Origin of the sequence: Alistipes sp. dk3624 (genome assembly GCF_009557455.1) — a bacterium.
Lineage (GTDB): Bacteria > Bacteroidota > Bacteroidia > Bacteroidales > Rikenellaceae > Alistipes_A > Alistipes_A hominis.
In genome coordinates this window covers 2,075,057-2,100,292 of record NZ_CP045651.1, presented here as the reverse complement: position 1 = coordinate 2,100,292, position 25,236 = coordinate 2,075,057, and the positions used below count along the sequence as shown (strand labels likewise).

The window sequence follows — 25,236 nt, the reverse complement described above, 5'->3', positions numbered from 1 at the left end:
CACATCTTGCGTCTCCCGCAAAAAAAAGGCGGAAGCGGCGAAGAGCCGACCCGGACAAAGACGCACGCGCGACGGTCAGGGACGGAATCCGGCAACCGGAACGGATTCCGAAACCGGGATTTCACGACAAACGAAACGAACCCCGCCACGAACGCCGTTCCGTCGGCGCATAAAACCGACGATATGTACGATCGTTTCGCTATTTTTCTTATCTTGCAATCAATTAACCGCCCGTACCCGCCGGATCGCTCCCGGCCGTGTCCGGACCGATCCGCAGACTCAACCTATTTAATATTAAAAATGCGCCATTTTTATCTATCAGTCGTACTCCTATCGGGAATACTTCTTTGCTGCTGCGCTCAACGCGAATTTACGCTGGAATGGGCGCTCAACCTGGCAGGCGACAACCGGGCCGAACTGGAACGGGTGCTCGACCACTACAAACAAAATCCGGCCGACAGCCAAAAATACCGTGCCGCAGTCTACTTGATTACGAACATGCCGGGGCATTACAGCGTCGACTCCGTTCTGGCCAACCGTTTTTGCGACAAGGCCGACTCGGTGATGGCGATCCCGCTGGACACGTCGTTCCTGGAGCTATCGAAAACGGATTTCAACATGGCCCGGAATCTGGACTGGGAAAAGTTCAAAGTCCCCGCCCTCGAAAAGATTTCGAAAGAGATGCCTTTCAAACAGGAATCCCTGAGACCCGACATCCAGGTAATCAAGGCCGATTACCTGATTAAAAACATCGACAGCGCTTTCGCGACCTGGAAGACGTCGCCGTGGTCGGCACATCTGAATTTCGACCACTTCTGCGAATTCATCCTCCCCTACAAAGTGCAAGACCCGTTCCTGCCCGACGACTGGCGCGAATACTGCCGGAAATTCTGCGATTCGATCGTGGATCTGAGCGACATGGATCGCTGCCAATATTACAAAAACTCGATCCATTGGGCCGCCCGGTTCGTCAACAGCGCGCTGCTCCCGAACATGCGGATCATCGGCCCCTATACCTACAACGGCAACCAACCTATCAGGATGTCGACCTGGATAAAAAAACACTTCGTCTCGTGCGGCGAAAAGGGGATCGTCTGCATGGCGGTCATGCGGAGCAAAGGCATTCCGATGGCCGTAGACTACACGCCCCAGTGGCCGACCGGTTACGAGGGCCACTCCTGGTGCGCGGTGCTAACCACCGCCGGCGGCAACTACGAAAAGTTCGATCCGTTCGAAGGGTTTCCGGGCGAAGCCTACCGTCCGGGAGAAACCATGGCGAAAGCTTTCCGGGAAGGGTACGCCATCAATCCGCTGCTGTTCCGTATCAACCGCTCGGGAGAAGACGTTCCTCCGTTTCTGCGCAACAGTTTCATCAAGGACGTAACGTCCGAGTACATGTCCACGCAGACGATCGAGGTATCCATTCCGGACAGCCTGAAACAGCAGAACAGGTTCGCCTACCTCTCCATGTTCGACAACAAGAACTGGGTTCCGATCGCATGGGGCGAAGTGAAACGGTCGAAAGTCCGCTTCGAAGACATCGGGCGCAGCGTCGCCTACCTGCCGTCGTATTACATCGACGGTAAAGTCGTCCCGTTTTCCTATCCGTTCACGCTCGATGCGAACGGACGAGCGGAGTATATGATCCCGGACACGACCCGGCTGCAATCGGTAGACCTGACGCGCAAATACCCGCCCCATTACCACGTGTACAACACGACCAAAAGGTTGATCGGCGGCAAATTCCAGGCGGCGAACCGACCCGACTTTCGGGATTCGGTCACGGTATTCGAATTTCCGGAAGGGTGGAACGATCCGACCGGGACGATCGACCTGAGCCGGGATACGGCCAAATACCGCTACTGGCGTTTCCTGTCTCCGCCCGACCGGCACAACCAGATGGCCGAAGTCCGCTTTTACCTCGCCGGCGACACCGTCCCGAACACAGGTAAAATCATCGGCACGCCGGGCACCCGAATCGGGGACCCGAAAAACCACAAGGAGGCCATGTTCGACAACGATCCGTTCACGTTCTTCGACGCGCCGTTCCCTTACGACGGATGGGCCGGCATGGACTACGGGAAACCGGTTTCGATGGACCGCATCCTGTTCGTCTACCGAAGCGACGACAACAACGTGTGGATCGGAGACGAATACGAGCTGTTCTACTGGAAAGACCGACACGGTTGGGCCTCGCTCGGCAAACAGAAGGCAGAAAACCTGAAACTGCACTACGACAGCATCCCCACCCACGCTCTGTTCTTCATCCGCGATTACACGCGCGGGGTTCAGGAACGCATATTCACCATCGAGGACGGCAAACAGGTCTGGTGGTAAACGCCGCGAGCAGAGCCCCGGCGCCGATTCTCCGCAGCATCACCAATCGTTCCGCCGGAGATGCTTCAGGTAATTCCGGGCTTCGGCTTTTATGCGGATCGACGTGGAATTCATGATCCGGACGGGAAAGACGACGAGCGCTTCGGCCGTTTGTCGGGCACGGAGCGTATCTCCCTGCGACCGATACAGCCGGAACAGACAGTACTGCGGATAGATACGCGTCGGAATCATCTGCCGGGCCTGCTCGAAACACGCCTCCGCTTCACGGAACCCGTAAACGTTCAAATAAGCGTTTCCCAGATCGCACAGCGTTTCCGACGTTTTCCGCACATGGGCATGATAAACAGGGAATACGCCCAGGCAATCGCAATACCGCCGGTTCAGATAAAGATGCCGGCAGTATTCCCACATGAAACCGGGATGATAGATCACGTCCGGGAGACAGTCTTTCACCCGGTTCAGGCTCTCTTCGGAAGGAGACCGCATATAATCCTGCAAACGGTCGGAAGCGCGTTCGTAACGCCCCTGAAACCGAACGGCCATGCCGGCGACCGCCAGAACGAGCGCGACCGCGACGCCCCGTCCGACAGCCGGCACCGTCGCGGTGCGAAGCGGACGCAGTCGCAACAGCCCCGGCAACAGGGCATAATAAAATTTCAGCGGATAAATATCCGACGTATAGGAAAAAAACGAAAAGACCAGCAACGCCAGTATCCCGCCCCGGATCGGATCGCGGAAACGGCCCGCACGGGATTTTCCGAAAAGGGACAGCAGGAATCCGCCCGCGAGCAGCAGGCCGATCGCGCCCTGCTCGCATCCCACACGAATAAACTCATTGAACGCCCGGTGATTGTTCCCGGCGACATCCAGGAACGGAGACTGAGGATTCTCCGCAAAATATTCGCTCTGAGCATCCATATAGCGCGAAGCGTAAGAAGCGATCCCGCTGCCCGTAACGGGCGACTCGACGAACATCCGGCAACTGACCCGCCAGATCAGCAGCCGAGCGTCGGCCGAACCTTTTTTATACCCGTACAGCGCGCACAGGACGACGGCAAAAACGACTGCCGCCGCGATCTTCAGTCCGACGGGAATCCCCGTCCACCGAATCCCGGCGGCCCGGCAAAGCAGCCAGGCCAGCGCCAGCAGCACGGCAAGCCAGGCGGCACGCGAATCGGACAGAGCCAGCAGACAGCCGACGACCAGCACGGCAACCGCCCATCCGGCAGCCGACGGCCAGCGTCTCCGGCGTACCGCCCGGATCGCCAAACCGGCGCCGACGACCCAGCAAACGGCCAAGTAACCGCCGTAAGGCCCCGGATTCATAAAACTGCCGGTAACCGGAAAAAGGTTGTGGTTGGACGGAAGTACGTCCAGCCACTGTAAAAATCCGACCGCCGCCTGCACGCAACCCGAACAGACGATCGCTCCGAGGACGAGCGGCACGGCGCGCTCCGGCACGCTGCGAGCCAACAGGTATCCCAGCAACAGGGAAATCCACTCGAAAATCGGCAGGGCGTCCGTTCCCCCGGCCTTAACGAACAACAGGTTGCACGCGCCCCACGACAGGTACAGCGCGAGCAGCACGTCCGGCAGCGCGATACGGAGCCGTCTACCGGGAACCAGCAGCGCCTTCAACAGAAAAATAAAACCCAGAGCATACAGGCAGACGAACGCCGCCCGGAAACGGCACAGCGCGGAAAAGCAATCGAAAACCAGCGGGCACAAAACGACGAAGCCCCCGAACAGACCGTAAACCAGGTATCGTACTTTTTTCATTCCGATCCGACAAAGATTAGATAATCAAAGATATAAAAAAGAAGCGCGACCGGCGAACCGGACCGCGCTTTCTTTTGCACCTTACCGCATATTCCGGCATTCCGTTACTGTAACGGCGTTTCGTTCCCGTTCCAGATATCGGCGGTTTCGAGGGTCGTCATGGAATAGTCCTTCGGCTGATATTTCTTTTCGGACAGTTTATTGACCCTGCCGTCGTCGTCGATCTGGTAAACCGTGTCGATCCGCTGGGCATTCAGCGAAGAGATCTTTTTCTGGATATAATCTTCGTAAAAATAGATCGGCGTCGGCGAAGTCGGCTTCAACTCGTAAACGAAAAGCTTCATCTCTGGCGTAATTTTGTATTGCTTCAGTTTGATATCGCTAAATTTTACTTCAACCTCAACCCAATCAATCTGATTAGCATTAAAATCATAAGTAACCAACAACATATTCCGGGCATCCGATTGGCCCACATTTACACCTAATGTCGTATAATTAGAATTTCCCGGTTTACGGAATTGAAAACAACCAACACAAAATTCTTCCTTATCCGGATCAGAATAAGTCTCTGGTTTTGTCCGTTGAAAATCCTGATAAATTATATCAGGAAATTTACGGTCTTCTTTTTGAATGTAAATCCATTTTTGAGACTGTTTAGGCACGTTGGCCGTTGGCGTAGGAAGAACGGGAACGCCTTCAATAACTTCTTTTATCGTTTGCGCCTGAACCGTACTTTCAACAAAAAAAGCAAAAAGCAAAAAAACAATCAAAAAAATCTTTCTCATTTTCAGGACAAACAAGAATTACACTGTTACATAATATATAAAAAGAAGCGCGACCGGCAAGCACCGGCCGCACTCTTTTTACATTATCGCCGGGAAAACGCCTGCAGGCTCGTCGGTTTACTGAAGAGGTACTTCGTTCCCGTTCCAGATATCGGCGGTTTCGAGGATCGTCATAGAATAGTCCTTCGGCTGATATTTCTTTTCGGACAGCTTATTGACCTTGCCGTCGTCGTCGATCTGGTAAACCGTGTCGATCCGCTGGGCATTCAGCGAAGAGATCTTTTTCTGGATATAATCTTCGTAAAAATAGATCGGCGTCGGCGAAGTCGGCTTCAACTCGTAAACGAAAAGTTTCATTTCAGGTGTGATCTTGTATTGTTTCAGTTTGATATCAGAGAATTTAGCATCAACCTCGACCCAATCCAATTGGGTTCCATTCAAATCATAAGTAACCAAAAGCGTAGACGTCACATCCGCCTCCCCGAGGGATACGCCCAAAACGGTATAATTATCATTACCGGGTTTCCGGAACTGGCAATATGCAGCGCAGTACTCTTCCCGATCCGGATCGGAATAAACTTCCGGTTGAGTCCGCTGAAAATCCCGATATATAACATCCGGAAATTTACGATTCTCTTCGTTAAGAACTACCCATTTTTTGAGCTGTTTGGACATATCCGAAGTGGGAGGAGCCGTCACGGGAATACTCTCCAACAAACTTTTCATCGTTCCCCATTGGGCCGTACTTTCAACGACAAATGCAAACAATAATAAAGCGCTTAAAAAAAACTTTTTCATTTCACGACAAATAAAACAACTACCTCAAAAATACACAAAAAAAGCAGCGACAATCGGAATAATTCAGGTTACTCGTTGATTTTCAGTATTCCGTTTTCATTCTTTATCGTAAAAGAAATCCCCCAGGCCTCACCCTTAAGGGAAAAAGACGCCGTAGCGGTTGCAGGCCTGATTTCGGTGATATTAGCCAGACGATTGTAAACCGTACATACATAAGATTTACTCATAACGAGAATAGTCAGTTGATGCGGATCGTTGGCATAGGCACGGCCGATGAACAACAAAGCCACTGCATTATCTTTCAGCGGAATCGTAATGAAATACTCGTTCGCGGCGTATTTTCGCAAATCGTCGGGAAGTTTTTCCCATGCATCCGCCTGTTTCAAAACGTAGGGCTTAGCCGCTCCGTCCGGATAAACGGATATCAGATTATAGACCTCGGAATCGTCGGCATTCTCCTCATAACGTGAAAGACTGATCGTATACTTCCCGCTTTTATCTTGCGTAGCCAAAGCACAACTGAAAGTTTTCAATGTTCTCATATAATCATACTCTCTTCCTAAAGTAAATATTTTCAAATACTTACTATTCGCGACCGGTTTTCCAACGGCATTATAGGAAAAAACAGGAGTGAACAATGCCTGAGCGACAAGGTCCGAACACCAAATCCCCTGGAATATCAAAATTATTAAGAAAAACCTTTTCATTTCTAACAATTATTTTTTGTTTTTATAATAATAAAACTGAATTTCGTCTTTAGCCTCTTTTCTCCAACTCGAACTTAACTTTTGTTGTACAGACCTCATTCCATACCCGGTATCCATTACAACCGGCACCAAACCACCCCATCCTGGTTTTTCTTCTCCCGGTACCACAACTACTACATGTCCAGAATGTCCTGGCCTGGACTCAAATCGTCCTGCAACAACAAAATAACCATCATTCGCCAGTCGTTGAGCCGAAGACATTGGAATTTGTTTCCATGAAGCAGAAGTCTCCTCCCAATATTTTACCATATCATTGGCTCTTTTACCATCCAACGCGTTAGAACCAAATAAATTTTTGAATATAGTCTGGACACCATTACTACATGCAGCAGTCTTTCCTGGAAAAGATTTTATTATCTGCTGAACTGCTTTATTGACGGCATCAAGCATTTTAGCACGAGGGATAAGAACAAATACAGATTCCGAATTATCGTTTCCTATTTCACCTCCTCCCCCTGTAGTTCCACCGCCATTGTCTCCGCCGCCGCCAATACCGGCATGGTCACATAAACCATTACAATGTCCTCCGTACGGGCAATTCGGATTTGTACATAGCCCTGGCCATATAGGATCAGGCCTTGGTTGCAGAGGAGGTCCAACTACCTCAACACCTCCACAATTAGGATTTTGACAGTAATCAAATCCGTTCAGCGGCTGACCACATCCTAAGCAAATTCCATCTTTGATTTCATCATCGTTTCTCTCTTCCGAATCGTTAGTTCCTGCCAATAAAGCAATTGGAGCTTTTTGACTCAAGTTAAGTCTCATCAAGACATTATCTGTTACATCTTGCGGCTTTTCTGATTCTGGAATACAGCGTCGCAATTTCACCCGCTGCTGCTTCCCGTCTTTGCGGAGAATGGCGCCGAGATACTCCCCGCGCTCGTCGGAAAGAATCACCAGTCCGCTGTAATCCGCATCTTTCATGTAGCGGTAATTTTTAATATCCTGCTTCCGCTTCGCAAAACAAGCCGAATCGGGGATAAAGGTAGCGATAAAATAAAATGTTTCGCCGGTCTCGACGTTCTTTTTCAGGATCAGTTTGCTCAGACCGGTCGACAGGTAGGACGACGGCTTGCGACCGTTCCGCTTTTCCGACACGGCGGCCTGCAGCGGAGTCCCTTGAACCGCAAGCGGAATTTCGATCGACACGGCCAGGCCGTTATCGTCGGTCTGCCGCCCTTTCGACCACTGAGGAGTCAACACCGGGCCGCCCTCGACTTCGTCGGCGCCGGGCAGCGCCTTGGTGACGGGAGCGTGCGTATGGCCTGCGCCGATGGTTACGCCGCGAAGGTCCTCGGCCGTCCGTTCGAAATAGGCGCGGGCCTCCGCGACCGAAAACTGATCTGAAATTTGTTCGACATCGTTTTCAAAAATGTCGTACTCGCTGCTGCAGCAATATAAACACGCAGTGCCAGCCAGACATATCAGTCCGGGTAAAAATTTTTTCATAAAAATACGTTAAATTGAGTTTAAAATAAGGTTCGACGTTCCCCGCGACGGGAATGGAAAGCGCGTAACTCTCCCCGCTGTTTGCATTTCTTTTTCCGATTGAATTCCTCCTTTTTCAAATTACGAGGTAAAAGGATCGATCCGGAACGGCCGGCGCTTACACAACACCGGCAGGATCATCGTCTTTCCTTAAGATTAAATAATTTGTTGAATAAAAAATGTTATTTTTATTAAATTGCCGCAACACGCTGCAAAACAACCTACAGCATGATACGATACGCTTTTCGTCTTATTTTATTACCTATATCCGACAAATTTAAAGTTCAAATATAGTAAAATTCGCCTGTTTGCAAAAAAAACCGGCGAACGTTCGCACTACCGCAGGGGCAGAAATACCGCTGTACTTTTGGGTTTTACAGTACGAATCGTAATTTTGTATCTATATAGAAACGACCCTATGAACCTGCCCGAACGAATCATTCTCCTGGTGTCCGTATTATTCACCGGGATCTCATGCAGCCGCAACGAACGCCTCGAAGCGGTTCTGCGGCTGGCCGGAAGCAACCGACCCGAACTGGAAAAAGTGCTGGACCGTTATGCCGCAGACGAGGCGGACAGTCTGAAATACCGCGCCGCGGTTTTCCTGATCGAAAACATGCCCGGCCACATCGGGTACGACCGGACGCAAATGGACTCGCTGACTTCGCTGATGATGCCCGTATTCCGGTCTTCAACCCCGATTCCCGAAAAAAAGGAAGCCGTGGAACGGATATGCCGGCAGTGGGACGAAGACCACGGTAAATTGACGATCAGGCAGGATATCGAAGTGATTACGGCCGACTATCTGATCGACCATATCGACCTGGCGTTCGAAACCTGGCGGAGCGATCCGTGGTGCCGGCATCTGAACTTCGACGAATTTTGCGAGTTCATCCTCCCTTACCGGTGCTTCGAACTGCAGCCGCTGGACGACTGGAGACGGGACAACCGCAGCGTATTCCGCCGGGGACTGGACCATAAACTGAAATACGCGGTACGACTGGAAAAATATTCGTTGCAGGCGTGCCGCGAAGTGTATTCCGAAATGCGCAGGCAATTCGGTATGACCGAATCGAATTTCCCGTTCTCCCGGGACTATTCGGGCTACCCGCTGCTTTCGGCTAGAATGCTGATCGAAAACAGGGTTTACCGTTCGTGTTTCGAAACCGCGCTGATGACCATGATCAACATGCGGAGCACCGGTATTCCGGTCGCATTGGATTTTACCCCCCAGTGGGCGGAACGAAGCATCGGGCACACGTGGAACGCACTGCTGACGAACGAGAAAAAAATCATCGCTTTCGGCAGTTTCACGGACGAAGAGCCCGGAATCTTGCACAAGGCCTGCGAAAACATGGTCAAGGTTTTCCGATATACCTACACAATGAACCACAAGTTACTGGAACTGAACCTCAAAGAAAAGGAAGTGCCGGGAACTTTCCGGAACCTATTTATACGGGACGTTACGGAGCAATACATGCAAACGACGGATCTGACCGTTCCGGTGAAGTTCAATGCAGATATCGAAACCCATTACGGTTACCTGGCTGCTTTCGACAATTCGGAATGGGTTCCGCTGGATTTCGGGAAAAGGGACGGATCGAAAATCCGTTTCGGCAACATCGGCCGCACGGCCGCACTGCTTCCGGTCGTCATCGATGCGTCCGGATTCGTCCAGCCCGTGAATTATCCGTTTTCCATTACACGGGACGACGAAATACGCTATTTCATCCCGGACACGGTCAACCGGACGACTCTTACGCTGAAAAGAAAATATCCGGCGGCCTATCACTCGGCGGAAGGCGGACGGCGGCTGATGCAGGGAGTCATGCAGGCCGCGAACGAACCGGATTTCTCGGATGCCGTTTCGTTCCGGGCTTTCGAAACCTGGCAGCCCGCCGTAACGATCCGCGCGGACACTTTGCCGCCCTACCGCTACTGGAGATACATCGCTCCGCCGGAAACGCCGATCGCAATCGCGGAAATGATGTTCATCGACCCAGTCGACACGGCCCGGAAAATAACCGGGAAAATCATCGGAACGGAAGGTTGCAGCGGATACAATGTAAAAGAACATCTGACCGACGGCGACCTGCTGACCTATTACGAATCTCCGAACTGGGGCAAAAACGACTGGATCGGGATGGATTTCGGCGCCCCGGTTTCCCTGAGCAAAGTAATTTGCTATGCCGTTTCCGATGCCAACAGCATCGAATTCGGCGACACTTTCGAACTGTTCTATCACAACGGGAAAGAATGGCGTTCACTCGGAAAAAAGACGGCTTACGATGCTGTGCTCCATTACGGAGACGCCCCGTCAGGCAATGCGCTGTTCGTGTTGAAAAACCTGACCAAAGGTGTCGAAACACGCATTTTCACTTACGAGAACGACGAACAGGTCTGGTGGTAAATTCGCTGGGGACAGAATTTTAGAAATCGTCGTTCAGAAAAAAGCGAACGGAATTTCTGCAGGCGCGCAAAATCATCCCTGCGGCTTACAGCTACCAATCCCTGCCTGAACGCCGTTTCTCAGGACAAACGGCAAACCGGTCACCGCATTGCCGACAAGCATTAGAAAAAACCTCCTCTGTCCACGACCCGCAATAAAAAAAGGTTTAAAACTTCCGTTTCAAACCTTTTCGACTTTAACTGCTGTGGGAGCACAGGGATTCGAACCCCGGACCCTCTGCTTGTAAGGCAGATGCTCTGAACCAGCTGAGCTATACTCCCGAATGCTTATGAACGTCGGCAACCGTCTTATTCCCGATTGCGAGTGCAAAGATAGGCAAAATATTTATTCCTCCAAATATCCGGGAGATTTTTTTGAAATTTTTACGCCCGGAGGAGCGATTGCACGCAGGCGGAAGACACGAAAGCGCGGAGGTGCAAAACGAAAAATACCGGAAAGACACGGTCTCTCCGGTATTTTTCAAATCGGCAGGCTGCGCGATAACTTACTTGCGAATCGCAGCTACGCCCGGCAGTTCGATTCCTTCCATGTATTCGAGCAGGGCGCCACCGCCGGTCGAAACATAGCTTACCTGGTCGGCCAGACCGAACTTGTTGATGCAGGCAACCGAGTCGCCGCCGCCGATCAGCGAATAAGCGCCTTTCTTGGTAGCCGCCACGATTGCATCGGCAATCGCGCGCGACCCTTTGGCAAAGTTATCCATTTCGAACACGCCCACCGGGCCGTTCCACAGGATCGTCTTCGATTCGGCGATCACCTTCGTAAACTCGGCGATGGCTTTCGGGCCGATGTCGAGACCTTCCCAACCGTCCGGAATCGCATTCGACGGAGCGATCTGAGTTTCGGTATCGTTCTTGAACTCTTTTCCGCAAACGGCGTCTTCGGCGAGGTAGATCTTGACGTTCATCTCTTTGGCCTTGGCCAGGATGCCGAGCGCCGTTTCGAACTGATCGGGCTCGCAGATGCTGGTTCCGACCTTACCGCCGAGGGCGGCTTTGAACGTATAGGTCATACCGCCGCCGAGGATCAGATTGTCCACGCGTTTCATCAGGTTTTCGATCACGCTGATCTTGGTGGAAACCTTCGATCCGCCGAGAATGGCCGTAAACGGACGGGCCGGCGCTTCGAGCACTTTGTCGATCGCTTTCAGCTCGCCGAGCATCACGTAACCGAACATCTTGTCGTTCGGGAAGTATTCGGCGATCAACGCCGTCGAAGCATGCGCGCGATGCGCCGTTCCGAACGCGTCGTTGATATAACAGTCGGCATAGGAGGCCAAGCGTTTGGTAAACTCTTTCTGGCTCGCCTTCAACGCTTTTTTTGCAGCGGCTTTCTCCTCGTCGGTCGCATTCTCCGACAGTCCGCGCGGTTTGCCCTCTTCCTCGGCGTAGAAACGGAGGTTTTCGAGCAACAACACCTGTCCGGGTTTCAGCGCAGCGGCCTTCTTGGCAGCTTCTTCGCCCATGCAGTCGCCGGCGAAATCGACTTTCACGCCCAGACGGGCTTCGATTCCCGGGATGATGTTCTTCAGCGAGAACTTGTCTTCCGGGCCTTTTTTCGGACGTCCCAGGTGCGACATCAGAATGGCGGAACCGCCTTCGGCCAGCACCTTCTTGATGGTGGGGATCGCCGCACGGATGCGGGTATCGTCGGTAATTTCGAGTTTTTCGTTCAGGGGCACGTTGAAGTCCACGCGGATAATCGCGCGCTTACCCTTGAAATCGTAGCTGTCGATCGATTGCATAATACCAAAAAATTATTAGGTTAAACTTTTTAAATATCTTTAAGAATTCCCCAAAGTTAAGCAATGTCTCGATATTTTTTCCACTTTATTAGAATTTTTTCAGGGAAAAACGTAACTTTGCTTATAATTAACTTGGGTGGAAAGGCCCGAAATTTACGAAAGGAGGAATATGGCAAAAATTTCACTGGATGCAGTCGACCGCAAGATACTGGGATTTCTGATCAAAAACGCACGGATGCCATTCCTCGAGATCGCGCGGGAATGCGGCGTTTCGGGAGCAGCCATCCACCAACGGGTCAAAAAGCTGGAAGACGCCGGCGTCATCCTCGGCTCCCGGTTACAGGTAAATCCGAAAGCGATGGGCTACGACGTCTGTGCGATCATCGGCATCCGGATCTCCGACCCGACGAAAACCGTACAGACGGTCGAACACCTGCGCAAAATACCTGAAATCACCGAATGTCATTTCATTACGGGCAAATACAACATCCTGATCAAGCTCTACTGCACGAACAACGAACACCTGATGCATACGATCTTCGACCATATCCTGAAACTGCCCGAAGTCTCGCAAACCGAAACGTTCATCTCGCTGATCGAATCGTTCGACCGGCAGGTGGAAATACCCGATCTGGAGGAATAACACGATGGCAGCAATTCGACTTACCAAGGAATTTTCGTTCGAAATGGCCCATACGCTGGCCGGATACGACGGTCCGTGCCGCGAAATCCACGGCCATTCCTACAAGTTGTTCGTCACGGTAAAAGGCGAGCCGGTCGCCGACGCCGCCGAACCGAAATACGGCATGGTAATGGATTTCGGCGAGTTGAAACGGATCGTGGGACGGCTGATCGTCGACCGGTACGACCATGCGCTGGTCATGCGGGCGACCGCCGATAACGGCGAACTGATCCGAACGCTGCGCGGCAACTACGCAAAAATCGAAGTCGTCGACTACCAGCCGACCTGCGAGAACATGGTCGCCCGTTTCGCCGCCGCGATCGAAAAAGAGCTGCCGGCAGGGGTCGAACTGTTTTCGATCCGCCTGCACGAAACGGCCACTTCGTTCGCCGAATGGTTCCGCTCGGACAACCGTTAATTCCGACCGCCATGCAGCAGCCCGTCGTCTATCTTCAAAAAACGTTTTCGAAAGAGGAATTCCCTTTCGAAAACCTGTCAGGGGCCGAATTCGAACGATGCAGCTTTACGGAGTGCGATTTTTCGTACGTAAACCTGTCGGGGGCGCTGTTCACCGGATGCGCTTTCCGGTTATGCCGTTTCGTGGTTCCCGACCTGAAACGAGTCCATCTGCAAAGCGCCGTTTTCGAAGAGTGCCAATTGTCCGGCGCGGATTTCGGCCAGTGCGAAGCCCTGGGATTCTCGGTAGATTTCCGGCATTCGAAACTGGACAACTGTTCGTTCCGCAAACGCAAAATGTCCGGAACGCCGTTTTCGAAAAGCGTCCTGAACGACTGCTTTTTCACCGAAAGCGACCTGACGGGCGCCTCGTTCGACGACTGCTCCTTGCCGGGAACCGTGTTCGATCGCTGCACGCTGAAAGGGGCGGACTTCCGCTCAGCATCGGAATTCGCGATCGACCCGGCGCAGAACAACCTGCGGAAAGCCAAATTTTCAACCTATAACCTGGCCGGACTGCTCTCCGGATACGGCATCGTAATCGAATGACGCCCGGCCCGCAAACGAAAAGATGAAAAAACTATTCCTGATCGACGCTTACGCGCTGATATTCCGATTCTATTACGCATTCATTGGTCGTCCGATGCGGAACGCCGACGGCGTCAACACCTCGGCTGTTTTCGGCTTCGTCCGCTACATCAACGAGATCATTCGCCGCGAAAACCCGCACTACCTCGGCGTGGCGTTCGATCCGCCGGGCGGCAATTTCCGGCACGAACTGTTCGCCGACTACAAAGCCAACCGCGGCGAAACGCCGGAGGACATCATCGTCTCGGTTCCGTACATTAAGGAGTTCCTCGAAGCGATGCGAATCCCGGTGATCGAAGTCCCCGGATACGAAGCCGACGACGTGATCGGCACGCTGTCGCGCGAAGCGGCCGAAGCCGGATTCGAAGTGTTCATGGTCACACCGGACAAGGACTATGGCCAGTTGATCCGTCCGAACGTCTATATCTACAAACAACGCAAAGGCGGCAACGAAGGAGTCGAAATCATCGGCTGCGAACAGGTCTGCGAGCACTACGGCATCGACGACCCAAAACAAGTAATCGACATTCTCGCGCTGTGGGGCGATGCCTCGGACAACATCCCGGGCGTGCCGGGCATCGGCGAGAAGAGCGCCGTGAAGTTGATCTGCCAGTACGGTACGGTCGAGAACCTGCTCGACAATACCGAAAAACTCTCCGGCAAACAGCGGGAGAATATCGAACGATTGCGCGAACAAATCCTGCTGGCCAAACGGCTGGCGACCATCGAACAGCACGTTCCGGTGGCTTTCGAACCCGAAAAAATGGTCATGGAATCGCCGGACGCCGACCGTCTGGCCGAGGTTTTCCAGGAACTGGGTTTTCGCTCGCTGCTGCAGGAAATGCGGCAAGGACATCCCGACGCCGGCATTCCGACGGACGGCAAACCCGCGCGGCCCAAATCCGGCGTTTCGCCTTCCGCTCCCCAGACGACCGGGGCTCCGAACCTGTTCTCGGCGCTCGAACAAACGGCAGGCGGGAGTTCCGGACAGGCCGACCTGTTCGGCGCAAACACCTACGAAACGATCGACACCGTCGCGCACACCTACCACATCGTCGAAACGCAGCAAGCGCTCGAAGCGCTGCGCGACCGGCTCGCCGCCGTCCGTGAATTCTGTTTCGACACCGAAACCACCGGCTTCAACGTATTCGGCGACCGGCTGGTCGGTATTTCGGTCGCCGTCGAACCGCACGAAGCCTGGTACATCCCGTGCAACCCGGAAAACACGAAAAGAATCATCGACACGCTACGCCCGGTTTTCGAAGACGAGCGAATCGCTAAAATCGGGCAGAACGTCAAATTCGACATCATGATGCTGCGCAGCGCCGGCACCGAGGTGCGCGGTATGCTTTACGACACGATGATTATCCACTACCTGCTGGACCCCGAATCCCGGCACGGCATGGATCACCTCGCCCGCACGCTGCTGAACTATTCGCCGGTACCGATCGAAGAGTTGATCGGCAAAGGGGTCCGCCAGATCACGATGGACCGCGTGCCGATCGAAAAAGCGGCCGCTTACGCCGCCGAAGACGCCGACGTGACGCTGCGGCTGCAACTGCGCCTATGGCCGCAGTTGCAACAGGCCGGACTCGAAGAACTGTACCGGACGATCGAGGAACCGCTGATCCGCGTGCTGGCCGATATCGAGATGACCGGCGTAAAGATCGACGCCGAAACGCTGGCGGCCTCGGGCCGCGAGCTCTCCGGACAACTTGTCGGACTCGAAGAACGCATCCGGGAACTGTGCGGCGATCCGTCGCTGAATGTCAACTCGGCCAAACAACTGGGCGAGGCGCTGTTCGCCCGGCTGAAGATCGACCCGAACCCGCGCAAGACCAAAACCAAACAATATCGCACCGACGAGGAGTACCTGCAGATGCTCTCCGACCGCCACCCGGTCGTCGGACTGATTCTCGAATACCGCGGCCTGCGCAAGCTGCTTTCGACCTACGTCGAAGCGCTGCCGCAACTGATCAATCCGCAGACCGGACGCATCCACACCTCGTTCAACCAAGCCGTCACCGCAACCGGGCGGCTCAGTTCGACGAACCCGAACCTGCAAAACATCCCGGTGCGCGACGAACAGGGCCGCGAGATCCGCAAGGCGTTCGTACCGTCGGACGACGAACACCTGCTGCTCTCGGCCGACTATTCGCAGGTCGAACTGCGGCTGATGGCGCACTTGAGCGGCGACGCGGTCATGATCGACGCCTTCGCGCACGATGCCGATATCCACACGGCGACCGCCGCGCGAATCTTCGGCGTCGCTCCGGCCGACGTAACGCGCGAACAGCGGCGGCAGGCCAAAACGGCCAACTTCGGCATCATTTACGGCATCTCCGCTTTCGGGCTCGCCCAACGGCTGCAAATTCCGCGCACCGAAGCGAAAGCGATCATCGACGGATATTTCGCCACCTTCCCGGGCGTCAAAAAATACATGGAGGACGTGGTAAGCAAAGCCCGCGAAACCGGCTACGTCAGCACGCTGTTCGGACGCAAGCGGATGCTGCCGGACATCCGTTCGGGCAATGCGGTCGTCCGCGGGCTGGCCGAGCGCAACGCGATCAACGCCCCGATCCAGGGCGGCGCGGCCGACATCATGAAACTGGCGATGATCGCCGTACACCGCGAGTTGCGCGAACGCGGACTGCTGTCGCGCATCATCCTGCAGGTACACGACGAACTGGTCATCGACCTGCTGAAAAGCGAAGAAGACGAAGTGCGCGAACTGGTCGTCCGTTGCATGGAGAACGCCGCGCGACTCAAAGTAGCGCTGATCGCCGACTGCGGTATCGGGAAGAACTGGGTCGAGGCCCATTGACTTCCCCTGAAAATCTGACGGACGACCGGGAAAACCGGACAAAACCGCCTGCAACGCAAACGGCCGGAGCGATATCGCTCCGGCCGTTTGCGTTGCGTTCCGTTTCGGGAACCGCGCGCCTTCCCGCGCCGTTATTCGACCCGAATCGCCTCTTTCGTATCGAAATCATACGATGCCACGAGGTCGAAATCGAGCTGCTTGCGTTGCAGATCGGCCCGCGTCACGCGGATGCGCACTTCGTCGCCCAGGGTAAACGTCCGCTTGTGCTCGCGCCCGCGAACCGCGTAATTCTCCTCGTCGAACACGTAAAAATCGTCGGTCATGTCGCGCAGCGCGACCATCCCTTCGATCTTCGTATCCTCCAACTCGACGTAAATGCCCCACTCGGTAATGCCCGAAATATGGCCGTCGAACTCCTGATCGAGCTTGTCGAGCATGAATTCGACCATTTTGTACTTGATCGAGGCCCGTTCGGCATCGGCGGCACGCACCTCCATCGCCGACGAATGCTCGCACAGGCGTTCGTAATACTCCTTATCCTCGGACTTTCCGCCGGCCAGGTAGTGCGCGAGCAAACGGTGCACCATCATATCCGGATAACGACGGATCGGCGAAGTAAAATGCGTATAATAGTCGAACGCCAGCCCGTAGTGCCCGATATTGTCGGTCGAATAGGTCGCTTTGGCCATCGAACGGATCGCCAACGTCGAAATGATGTTCTCTTCCTTACGGCCGTGTATTTTCTTCATCAGCCGGTTGATCTCCTTCGCCACGGCCTTGTTTCCCTGCGCCTTCATCTGATAGCCGAACCGCGTTACGAAACTGCGGAACTGCGCCATTTTATCGGTGTTGGGCTTGTCGTGAATCCGGTATACGAACGTGCGATCGCTGTTCTGCACTCCTTTGCGCTTGCGGCCTACGAATTCGGCCACCTTGCGATTGGCCAGCAACATGAACTCCTCGATCAGTTGGTTCGACTCTTTGATCTCCTTGAAATAAACGCGCAGCGGTTTGCCGTTCTCGTCCAGTTCGAACTTCGCCTCGTCGCGCTCGAAATTGATCGAACCGTTGCGGAAACGCTCGGCGCGCAACTTTTGAGCCAGGTCGTTCAGCAGCAGGATTTCGTCGGACAGATCGCCTCGTCCCGTTTCGATCACGTCCTGCGCTTCCTGATAAGTGAACCGGCGGTCGGAATAAATCACCGTCCGCCCGAACCATTCCTGCTGCACTTCGGCTTCGGGGCTCAGCTCGAAAATCGCCGAGAAACACAGTTTTTCTTCGTTCGGGCGCAGCGAGCACAGTCCGTTCGACAACCGTTCGGGCAGCATCGGCACCGTTCGGTCGACCAGGTAGACCGACGTGGCGCGGGACTGTCCCTCGGCGTCGATCATATCGCCCGGATGCACGTAGTGCGTCACGTCGGCAATGTGTACGCCGACTTCGAAATTACCGTTCGGCAGGCGCCGGATCGAAAGCGCGTCGTCGAAATCCTTCGCATCGGCCGGGTCGATCGTAAAGGTCGTCACGCCGCGCATATCGCGCCGGCGGGCGATCTCCTTCGCATCGATCGTATCGGGAATCTTCTCGGCCTGCTGTTCGACCTCTTGCGGATAACTGTACGGCAGATCGAATTCGGCCAGAATCGCATGCATTTCGGTATTGTTGTTCCCCGGAGTGCCGAACACGTCGACGATCTCCCCTTCGGGACTCTTCATCGTATCGGGCCAGCCGACAATGTTGACCAGCACTTTCTGCCCCTGTTTCGCACCGTTCAGCGAACGTTCGGGAATAAAAATATCGTGCGCCATCTTACGGCTGTCGACATGCACGAAAGCGAAATTATCGGAACGTTCGACCACGCCGACGTACTTTTTCGGCGAGCGCTCGATCACTTCGACGACCTCCCCTTCGGGATTTCCGCCGCGCCCCTTACGCGTAATGGCCACTTTCACCCGGTCGCCGTGCAGCGCATGTCCGGCGCGCGACGCATTGACGTAAACATCCTTGTCCATCCCTTCGACGATCACGTAAAGCGCGCCCGAAGAGGTCATATCGACCGTTCCTTCGACCGTTTCGCGCTGCGAACCGCTGAGACTGTATTTTCCCTCGGATACCTGACGGATCACTCCTTGCCTGAGAAAGTCGTGCACGATCGCGCGCACCTGATCTTTCTGCTCCCGGGTCGCGGCTCCGGCGGCCGCACTCAGACTTTTCACCGAATAACGTTTGTCCGGCAACGTGCGGAATAGCTCCATGATCAGCGTTGCGGGATCGGTGTACAGACCTTTTTCCTTGCCGGAGGTCTTTTTTCCTTTTGCCATAATCTCTCTTTTAAACAGGTACAAAGTTAGGCAAATAGTTCGCATTCTTCCAAAACAGTCGGAAGAATTTGTACGAAACTGCGGATCAGCGGATTTTCCCGTCCGTAAAGCGGTGCAGTCCGCGATCTTTCATCCACAGGCCGAGGTAGCAGAACGCCGCATGGTAGGCGACCCACTCCTCGCGCGACGGATAAAAGTCTTCCTGCCGCTGCTGGTAATACTGTCCCGTCGTATCGCGGGCCTGCATCCGCAACATCTCCTGCGCCCGCACGTCCGCCCAGGCCGACGCCGGGACGTCGAAACCCTTGTCCCAGCCGAAAGCCATCGCCATCACGTCCATCATCAGAAAATTCGCCTGGCGGCCGTACCCCCAGTCGTTGCCTTCGGGGTAGTAAATCTGCGGAGTCGCCTCCCCTTTATCGCCGCGCACGTACATCGTGCGACCGTCGCCGACCGGGCGGAGCGCCAGCGTCCGGTACAGTAAATCGCCGTTGTAAACCGTCGCCCGCGGCATCCGCAGACCCGCCAACCGCCAGATCCAAGCGTTGTACCCGTTGTGCATGAAAGCGGTCATGTAATCCGGATGCAGGATATTGTGGTTGACCACGATTCCGTAAGCATCCACATTGCTGCCGCGCAGGATTTCGTTCAGTCTGAAACCATTGATCTTCCGTTTACTGCGCAAATCCTGCGGTGCGGCGTAGGCCGAAAGCTGCAACTCGACCGACTTATCGTACCAACCCTTCCAATGCGGATGCTCCGGCATCATCGCGGCGGCGATCACCAGAATCGTCGAGTTCCACGAATTTTCCTCGGCCTTGCTGTCCCCCTTGAAGACCACTTTCCCGTTCGCATCCCTGTAATACGGAACCTCGTAGTCGATCAGCCGGTCGGCCTCGTCGACGGCCATCCGGCGTACCAGCTCCCGATCCTGCGGCGTCAGGTCGTCCCACAGCAGCCAACCCGCCGTAGCGGCGAAACTGGCCCACAGCGCGCTCTGCCACTCGTGTCCCCAGCCTTTGTCGCCGGCATTCACCCGATGCCGCGCCGCGAGCGAGGCAGTCATTCGCACCGCCTTGGCGACCGCTTCTGTTTCAGAAACGCCGGTAACCGCCGGATCGTACACCCCGAATTTCAACGACACGGCCAACGCGAGCGCTTCGCTGGCCACCGGACGGATATGATGTTCGCGGATCCCGCCGAAATTGAGGTATTCGCCCGACTGGCCTCCCAATTTTTTCACCTGGTCGTACCACTTGTTCAGCGCATATTTGTTGCTGTTCAACAGAATCGTTCTCACGCGGTCTTCCAACCTCCCGCTTACCGGAGCCGGATCGAACCGGGCCCAGCGTACCGGCGCTACCGCTTCCGGATCGTTCCCCGACGGACGGACGGTCCCGACAGCGCGGGAACACCCGCAAACGCAGGCGAAAACCAGTAAAAATCTCAGCGGATCGTTTTTCATAATATCGGATTCAAGTTAGTCTCATACGCGAGGCATCCGGCTTATGCAACCGTTTGCACAAAGATATGGATTTTACTGCAGAAACGAAAACCGTCCCCCCGGAATCCGGAGGGACGGCCACGATATCGTCCGTTTTTTCTAACGGTGTTTCTCTTTATACTTATCGATCTGCTTTTTAATAGCGTCGAGACACTGATCGATCGCTTCTTCAAAAGTTTTGCAACGACGTTCGGCAACCAATTCGCTGCCGGCGACATCCATTTTTACGACGGCCACTTTATTGCCCAGTTCATCGTCTTTGTCGACTTTCAGGTTTACCTGCGCGGAGAGAACACCCTCAACAAACCGATCCATTTTGTCCATTTTGTGTTGAATGAAGTCGACGAGTCTCTGGTCGGCATCAAACTTTACGGATTGAATCTGCACTTTCATAATTATCCTCCTTATCTTTTTTAGCCCTCGGATGGGCGTGATTATAGATCTCTTTGAGCTTCTCGATGCTGTTGTGCGTGTACACCTGCGTCGTTTCGAGACTGGCGTGTCCGAGCAGCTCTTGAATCACTCGGATATCGGCCCCGTGGTTCAGTAGGTGAGTGGCGAACGTATGCCTCAGCACATGCGGGCTGCTCTTGCCTTGTACGCCCGCTCCTTTCAGCACCTCATGCACCGCATTGTACACTTCACTGCGCCCGATCGGCTTTCCTTGTTGCGTTAAAATTAAGAAATTATTTCCGTTTTTACAAATATTTTGCGCTTCGATCAGCTCCCGATAATGCCGTACCCGCGCGGCTACCGGCTCGATCACCGGGACGATCCGCTCCTTATCTCCTTTGCCCCTCACCTTCAACGTCCGGTATCCGTCCGAGAAATCTTCCGTCCGTATACCGGTCAGTTCTGCAAGACGGATGCCAGTCGCGTAAAACAACAGCACCACGACGGCGTCCCGTTCCGTAGAAAAATCGTCGGATGGTTGCATCAGCGATGCGACGATGCGCTGCATCCGGCTTTCTTCGACGAACGACGGCAGTCGCTGCGGCGTTTTCAGCGCCGTGATATGCGCGAAAAGATCCGATTCAACGATCCGTTGCTTGCGAAGGTAGCGAAAATAGGCCTTTACCGACGAGATTTTCCGGTTGATGCTCCGTGCCGCCATTTTTTCCGTGCCGCCGAGCGAGACGATCCAAGCCCGCAGATCGTCGGCCGTCACCCGCGCCGGGTCGAACGGTTCCGCCCCGTCCCGCGTACAGAACCGAGCGAAGCGGCGGATGTCGTCGCCATAGGCTTTCACGGTCAGTTCCGAATAACGCCTTTCGGCGCGCAGGTATGTCAGGAATTCGTCCATTGCCGTAAAGGTAAATAAAAAACCGTCCGGAACTACGTTCCGGACGGTCTCGTTTATGATAAAAACACGCGTACTATTCTTCCTCCCGCTTCAACTGCTCGACGTAGATCGCATGCAGCTTGTTCTCACGCGCCGTGATGGACGGCTTCGTAAAATATTGGCGGCGACGGAGTTCTTTCAGCACACCGGTTCTTTCGTATTTTCTTTTAAATTTTTTGAGTGCGCGTTCAATGTTTTCGCCCTCTTTGATCGGCATGATAATCATTTTGCAAAAATGGTTTTAAATTTTTTAGTAATCAAAATTCGTAAATCGGTGTAAACCGACGCTCCCGCGCGGGTTTACTGCACTCTGAAACAGAGATACGGAGAGAGCTTCTCAGCCTGCTGCTCCGAAATGATATGTTGCTCTGTCAAATCTCTTATACTACGCCAACCTCCTTTTAATTGTCGGTATTTCAATAACCGGTTTAAAACTCGTTCCGGCAGGTAGGGATGATCCCTCAACTGCAACGGGAGTGCAAAGTTAATATCAATTTTTTGAATTTTACTACTGTCTACCCAAATTTGTTGCAAAATGCGGCGATAATTTTCATCGGTCATCCCCTCGATCTCGCGTAGCTGCCCGATCCGGGCGAATCCGCCGAGCCGTTCGCGGTAACGCACGATTCGGCCGGCCGTCAGCGGCCCGATCCCCCTCACCGCGACCAACGCGGCCGAATCGGCTCCGTTCAGCTCGACCGGGCCGGAAACCGAATCCGACGCACCGCGCTTCTCCAGAAGTTCTTCGCGGCGCCCGACAACCGAATCGATCCGGATATAGGGTTCCAGTTTTCGGTAGCGGTCGGCCGACACCATACGGCAGCGCGCGAAGTCGGCGGCCGTGCGGAAAACGGCTCCGGCCTGCCGGTAATGCACGATGCCGTCGGCCTGTTTCGGCGAAAAACCCAGGCGCAACAACCCGTCCCGGTCGATCGTGTTCGGATCGAAAAGAAACAGCGAATCCTGCACCGGAATCCGCCCCTCCCGGACGGAATCCGTCCCCGTCTCCGGTTTCGAAAAATTTCCTCCTGCGCGGATCGCGATATAAGGCGACAATTCGCGGAACTTCCGGTCGGAAACCATACGGCAGCGCGCGAAGTCGGCGGCCGTACGGAAAACAGCTCCGGCCTGCCGGTAATGCACGATGCCGTCGGCCTGTTTCGGCGAAAAACCCAGACGCAACAACCCGTCCCGATCGACCGTATTCGGATCGAAAAGAAACGGTCGGACGGAATCCGTCCGGTACTCAGCCGCCCGCGCACGGGAATTTTTCGCCCGATACGACGAATCGAGCGCCCGATCGCCGTACATCGTGAAACTCCGCTCGAAACGGGGTTTGCCTTGCCACAGAAACAGCAGCGCGATCAGCACCAGCAACGGAATCAGCAGCAGGATCCGCCTCCCTTCGCGGCCGGAGCAGGCCGTCCAGGCCTTCAGCAACGCTTTCAGACGCTCTTTCATCGGATTCAGTATTCGGCGGACGCGCGCCGTTGCAGTTTCAAGTAGCGCAGCGACGGGGACTCCGTCCGCGGCCCGAGCCCGTACTCCTCCCAGCGGGCGTCGACCCGAGCGATCGTTTCGGGCGACGACGCCACCACGTTCGGCCAGCGGCGCGCGAACCCGTTCACTCCGCCGGCTTTCGTCCGGGCGTCGAAAATCGCCGTGCCGCCGGAAAACGCCACGTCGCGCGACGGATCGCAGTTCGACGAAGCGAGCCACAGCAGATCCCCGTAGGAAAATCCGTAGGCCCCGGCATCCAACAGGACGGCCAGCGGCAGGTACGAGACCCCGTTCCGTCGCAGAAACGCAGGAACATCGGGTACGACGGACGAGGCGGCATAGAGCAGCAACACGCCCCACGACGCGCACAGCGAATCGTCCGCCCTCTCCACGCCGCAACAGTTTTCCCACCGCTGCGGCAGTCCGACGGGCGGCACGGCGCCGTCCGGATCGACCCCGGTCAGATCGAAGGCCAGTTTTCCGCCGAGCCCCATCCGGGGAGCGGCATGATCGAGCACATCCAGCGGCCCGCGCGACAGCACGACGTCTTCCGGAACGCGCACGCGGCGCAGCAACTGCCGCAACACCTCCGGATCGCGGACGTCCCTGCCAGACGATGCGACCGCCATGTATTTGTTGAACATCATCTGCCCCGCGCCCCACAACGACGAAGCGACCTTCAACGCTTGCCCCGGATAGTTCCGCACGATATCGACGACCGCAATGTTATGGGCCGCACCCTGCACGGGCATATACAGATCCCTGACCTCCGGAAGCATAGCCCGGCGGATCGGCGCGAGGAAAATCTTTTCGGTAGCCTTGGCGATGTAAGCGTCCTCTTGCGGCGGCACGCCGACGATCGTCGCCGGATAGACCGCGCCCCGGCGGTGCGTAACGGCCGTGACGTGGAACACCGGATAAGCGTCTTCGAGCGAATAGAAACCGGTATGGTCGCCGAAAGGTCCTTCGGTCGTCTTCGGCTCGGCCGGATCGACATAGCCCTCGATCACGAAATCGCAGTCTCCGGGCACCCGCAGATCCGAAGTCAGGCAGCGCACCAGTTCGACGGGACGGCGACGCAGAAACCCGGCCAGCAAGTACTCGTCCATGTTATCGGGCATCGGCGCCGTCGCAGCATAAGTGTACGCCGGATCGCCGCCCAGACACACCGCCACCGGCATTCGCCGTCCCAGCTCCGCATACCTGCGGTAGTGGCGCTCGCCGGTCTTATGCAGGTGCCAGTGCATTCCGGTCGTATGCTCCGACAGGATTTGCATCCGGTACATCCCCACGTTGCGCACGCCGCTGTCCGGATCGACCGTATTCACCAGCGGCAGGGTCACGAAGCGGCCGCCGTCGTGCGGCCAGCACCGGAGCACCGGCAGCAGACTGAGACGGGCCTCTTCGCCTGTCAGCACGACCTGCTGGCAGGCTCCGCGCCCGCCGCGGTTGCGCGGCAGCCAGCGCGACATCTTTTCCAGCACCGGCAGCATACGCAACTTGTCCATCAGCGACGGCTTCGGCGAAGTCAATTCGCCGAACAGCGCGTCGATCCGCTCGGTAAGCTCTCCGAGCCGTTCCACGCCGAGCGCCATCGCGATCCGGCGGTCGGAACCCATCATGTTGGTCAGCACGGGGAACGCCGTCCCGGTATTTTCGAACAGCAGGGCCCTTCCCCCTCCGGGCCGCTTCGACTCGCGGTCGGTCAATTCCGCAATCTCAAACTGCGGATCGACCGGCACGCGGACCCGGGCCAGTTCGCCGGCCCGTTCGAGCGCCCCGATATAATCGGTCAGATTTTTATACATAGCACGATTCGAATGAAATCTTTCGGATACGGTCTCCGTA

General features: G+C 55.1%; 19 protein-coding genes and 1 tRNA gene. 6 read left to right on the top strand and 14 right to left on the bottom strand.

Translation table 11 applies throughout. The features are described from left to right. The first annotated feature begins 300 nt into the window (after positions 1–300). Entirely contained in the window at positions 301–2,337 is a 2,037-nt protein-coding gene (locus GFH31_RS08885) for a hypothetical protein (protein WP_147387350.1), read from the top strand. A 39-nt stretch (positions 2,338–2,376) separates the two neighbouring features. On the opposite strand, the gene GFH31_RS08880 is transcribed toward GFH31_RS08885, so the two are convergent. The 5 genes from GFH31_RS08880 to GFH31_RS08860 all read right to left on the bottom strand — a co-directional run bounded on the left by GFH31_RS08880 (position 2,377) and on the right by GFH31_RS08860 (position 7,918). After that, positions 2,377–4,116, bottom strand: coding sequence for an O-antigen ligase family protein (locus GFH31_RS08880; RefSeq protein WP_153497797.1), 1,740 nt, complete (start codon positions 4,114–4,116; stop codon positions 2,377–2,379). A gap of 104 nt (positions 4,117–4,220) precedes the next feature. After that, positions 4,221–4,901, bottom strand: coding sequence for a hypothetical protein (locus GFH31_RS08875; protein ID WP_153497796.1), 681 nt, complete (start codon positions 4,899–4,901; stop codon positions 4,221–4,223). Positions 4,902–5,018: 117 nt separating this feature from the next. Next, a complete protein-coding gene (locus GFH31_RS08870; protein WP_147387353.1) occupies positions 5,019–5,399 on the bottom strand; it encodes a hypothetical protein in 381 nt (126 codons plus the stop codon). 368 nt (positions 5,400–5,767) lie between these two features. After that, entirely contained in the window at positions 5,768–6,406 is a 639-nt protein-coding gene (locus GFH31_RS08865; protein ID WP_145996518.1) for a hypothetical protein, read from the bottom strand. Between the two features lie 9 nt (positions 6,407–6,415). Then, a complete protein-coding gene (locus GFH31_RS08860; protein WP_101571737.1) occupies positions 6,416–7,918 on the bottom strand; it encodes a hypothetical protein in 1,503 nt (500 codons plus the stop codon). A 457-nt stretch (positions 7,919–8,375) separates the two neighbouring features. Here GFH31_RS08860 and GFH31_RS08855 point away from each other — a divergent pair, with 457 nt between their 5' ends. Further along, positions 8,376–10,367: a discoidin domain-containing protein gene (locus tag GFH31_RS08855; RefSeq protein WP_153497795.1), complete on the top strand. Its 1,992-nt coding sequence runs from the start codon at positions 8,376–8,378 to the stop codon at positions 10,365–10,367. A gap of 245 nt (positions 10,368–10,612) precedes the next feature. On the opposite strand, the gene GFH31_RS08850 is transcribed toward GFH31_RS08855, so the two are convergent. Both GFH31_RS08850 and GFH31_RS08845 read right to left on the bottom strand, forming a co-directional pair. After that, a tRNA-Val gene (locus GFH31_RS08850) sits at positions 10,613–10,687 on the bottom strand. Between the two features lie 224 nt (positions 10,688–10,911). Continuing rightward, complete coding sequence (locus tag GFH31_RS08845; RefSeq protein WP_101571739.1) at positions 10,912–12,171, bottom strand: phosphoglycerate kinase; 1,260 nt, start codon at positions 12,169–12,171, stop codon at positions 10,912–10,914. A 169-nt stretch (positions 12,172–12,340) separates the two neighbouring features. Between GFH31_RS08845 and GFH31_RS08840 the strand changes: the two genes are divergently transcribed. From GFH31_RS08840 to polA, 4 genes are read left to right on the top strand one after another with little or no spacing between them, the layout of a single operon-like run. Continuing rightward, the gene (locus GFH31_RS08840; RefSeq protein ID WP_055202487.1) at positions 12,341–12,814 is read left to right on the top strand and encodes an Lrp/AsnC family transcriptional regulator; all 474 of its coding nucleotides are present in this window, start codon (positions 12,341–12,343) and stop codon (positions 12,812–12,814) included. Between the two features lie 4 nt (positions 12,815–12,818). Beyond that, complete coding sequence (locus GFH31_RS08835) at positions 12,819–13,271, top strand: 6-pyruvoyl trahydropterin synthase family protein (RefSeq protein WP_055202489.1); 453 nt, start codon at positions 12,819–12,821, stop codon at positions 13,269–13,271. An 11-nt stretch (positions 13,272–13,282) separates the two neighbouring features. Continuing rightward, a complete protein-coding gene (locus GFH31_RS08830; protein WP_172970732.1) occupies positions 13,283–13,858 on the top strand; it encodes a pentapeptide repeat-containing protein in 576 nt (191 codons plus the stop codon). 22 nt (positions 13,859–13,880) lie between these two features. Beyond that, a complete protein-coding gene (gene polA, locus GFH31_RS08825; RefSeq protein WP_153497794.1) occupies positions 13,881–16,721 on the top strand; it encodes a DNA polymerase I in 2,841 nt (946 codons plus the stop codon). Between the two features lie 131 nt (positions 16,722–16,852). On the opposite strand, the gene rnr is transcribed toward polA, so the two are convergent. The 7 genes from rnr to GFH31_RS08790 all read right to left on the bottom strand — a co-directional run bounded on the left by rnr (position 16,853) and on the right by GFH31_RS08790 (position 25,196). Next, complete coding sequence (gene rnr / locus GFH31_RS08820) at positions 16,853–19,042, bottom strand: ribonuclease R (RefSeq protein WP_055202494.1); 2,190 nt, start codon at positions 19,040–19,042, stop codon at positions 16,853–16,855. Between the two features lie 85 nt (positions 19,043–19,127). After that, positions 19,128–20,507, bottom strand: coding sequence for a hypothetical protein (locus GFH31_RS08815; protein ID WP_118457006.1), 1,380 nt, complete (start codon positions 20,505–20,507; stop codon positions 19,128–19,130). 138 nt (positions 20,508–20,645) lie between these two features. Then, positions 20,646–20,939: a ribosome hibernation-promoting factor, HPF/YfiA family gene (gene hpf, locus GFH31_RS08810; RefSeq protein WP_055202497.1), complete on the bottom strand. Its 294-nt coding sequence runs from the start codon at positions 20,937–20,939 to the stop codon at positions 20,646–20,648. Further along, entirely contained in the window at positions 20,908–21,849 is a 942-nt protein-coding gene (locus GFH31_RS08805) for a tyrosine-type recombinase/integrase (protein ID WP_055202499.1), read from the bottom strand. Before GFH31_RS08805 ends, hpf begins: the two co-directional genes overlap by 32 nt. 73 nt (positions 21,850–21,922) lie before the next feature. Continuing rightward, positions 21,923–22,114, bottom strand: a complete 192-nt coding sequence (gene rpsU / locus GFH31_RS08800) for a 30S ribosomal protein S21 (RefSeq protein WP_055202501.1) — start codon at positions 22,112–22,114, stop codon at positions 21,923–21,925. Between the two features lie 74 nt (positions 22,115–22,188). Continuing rightward, positions 22,189–23,349: a ComEA family DNA-binding protein gene (locus GFH31_RS08795; protein WP_118655430.1), complete on the bottom strand. Its 1,161-nt coding sequence runs from the start codon at positions 23,347–23,349 to the stop codon at positions 22,189–22,191. A gap of 5 nt (positions 23,350–23,354) precedes the next feature. Further along, positions 23,355–25,196 carry a menaquinone biosynthesis decarboxylase gene (locus tag GFH31_RS08790; RefSeq protein WP_153497793.1) on the bottom strand — a complete coding sequence of 614 codons (1,842 nt, stop codon included), beginning with the start codon at positions 25,194–25,196 and terminating at the stop codon, positions 23,355–23,357. Between the last annotated feature and the right edge of the window lie 40 nt (positions 25,197–25,236).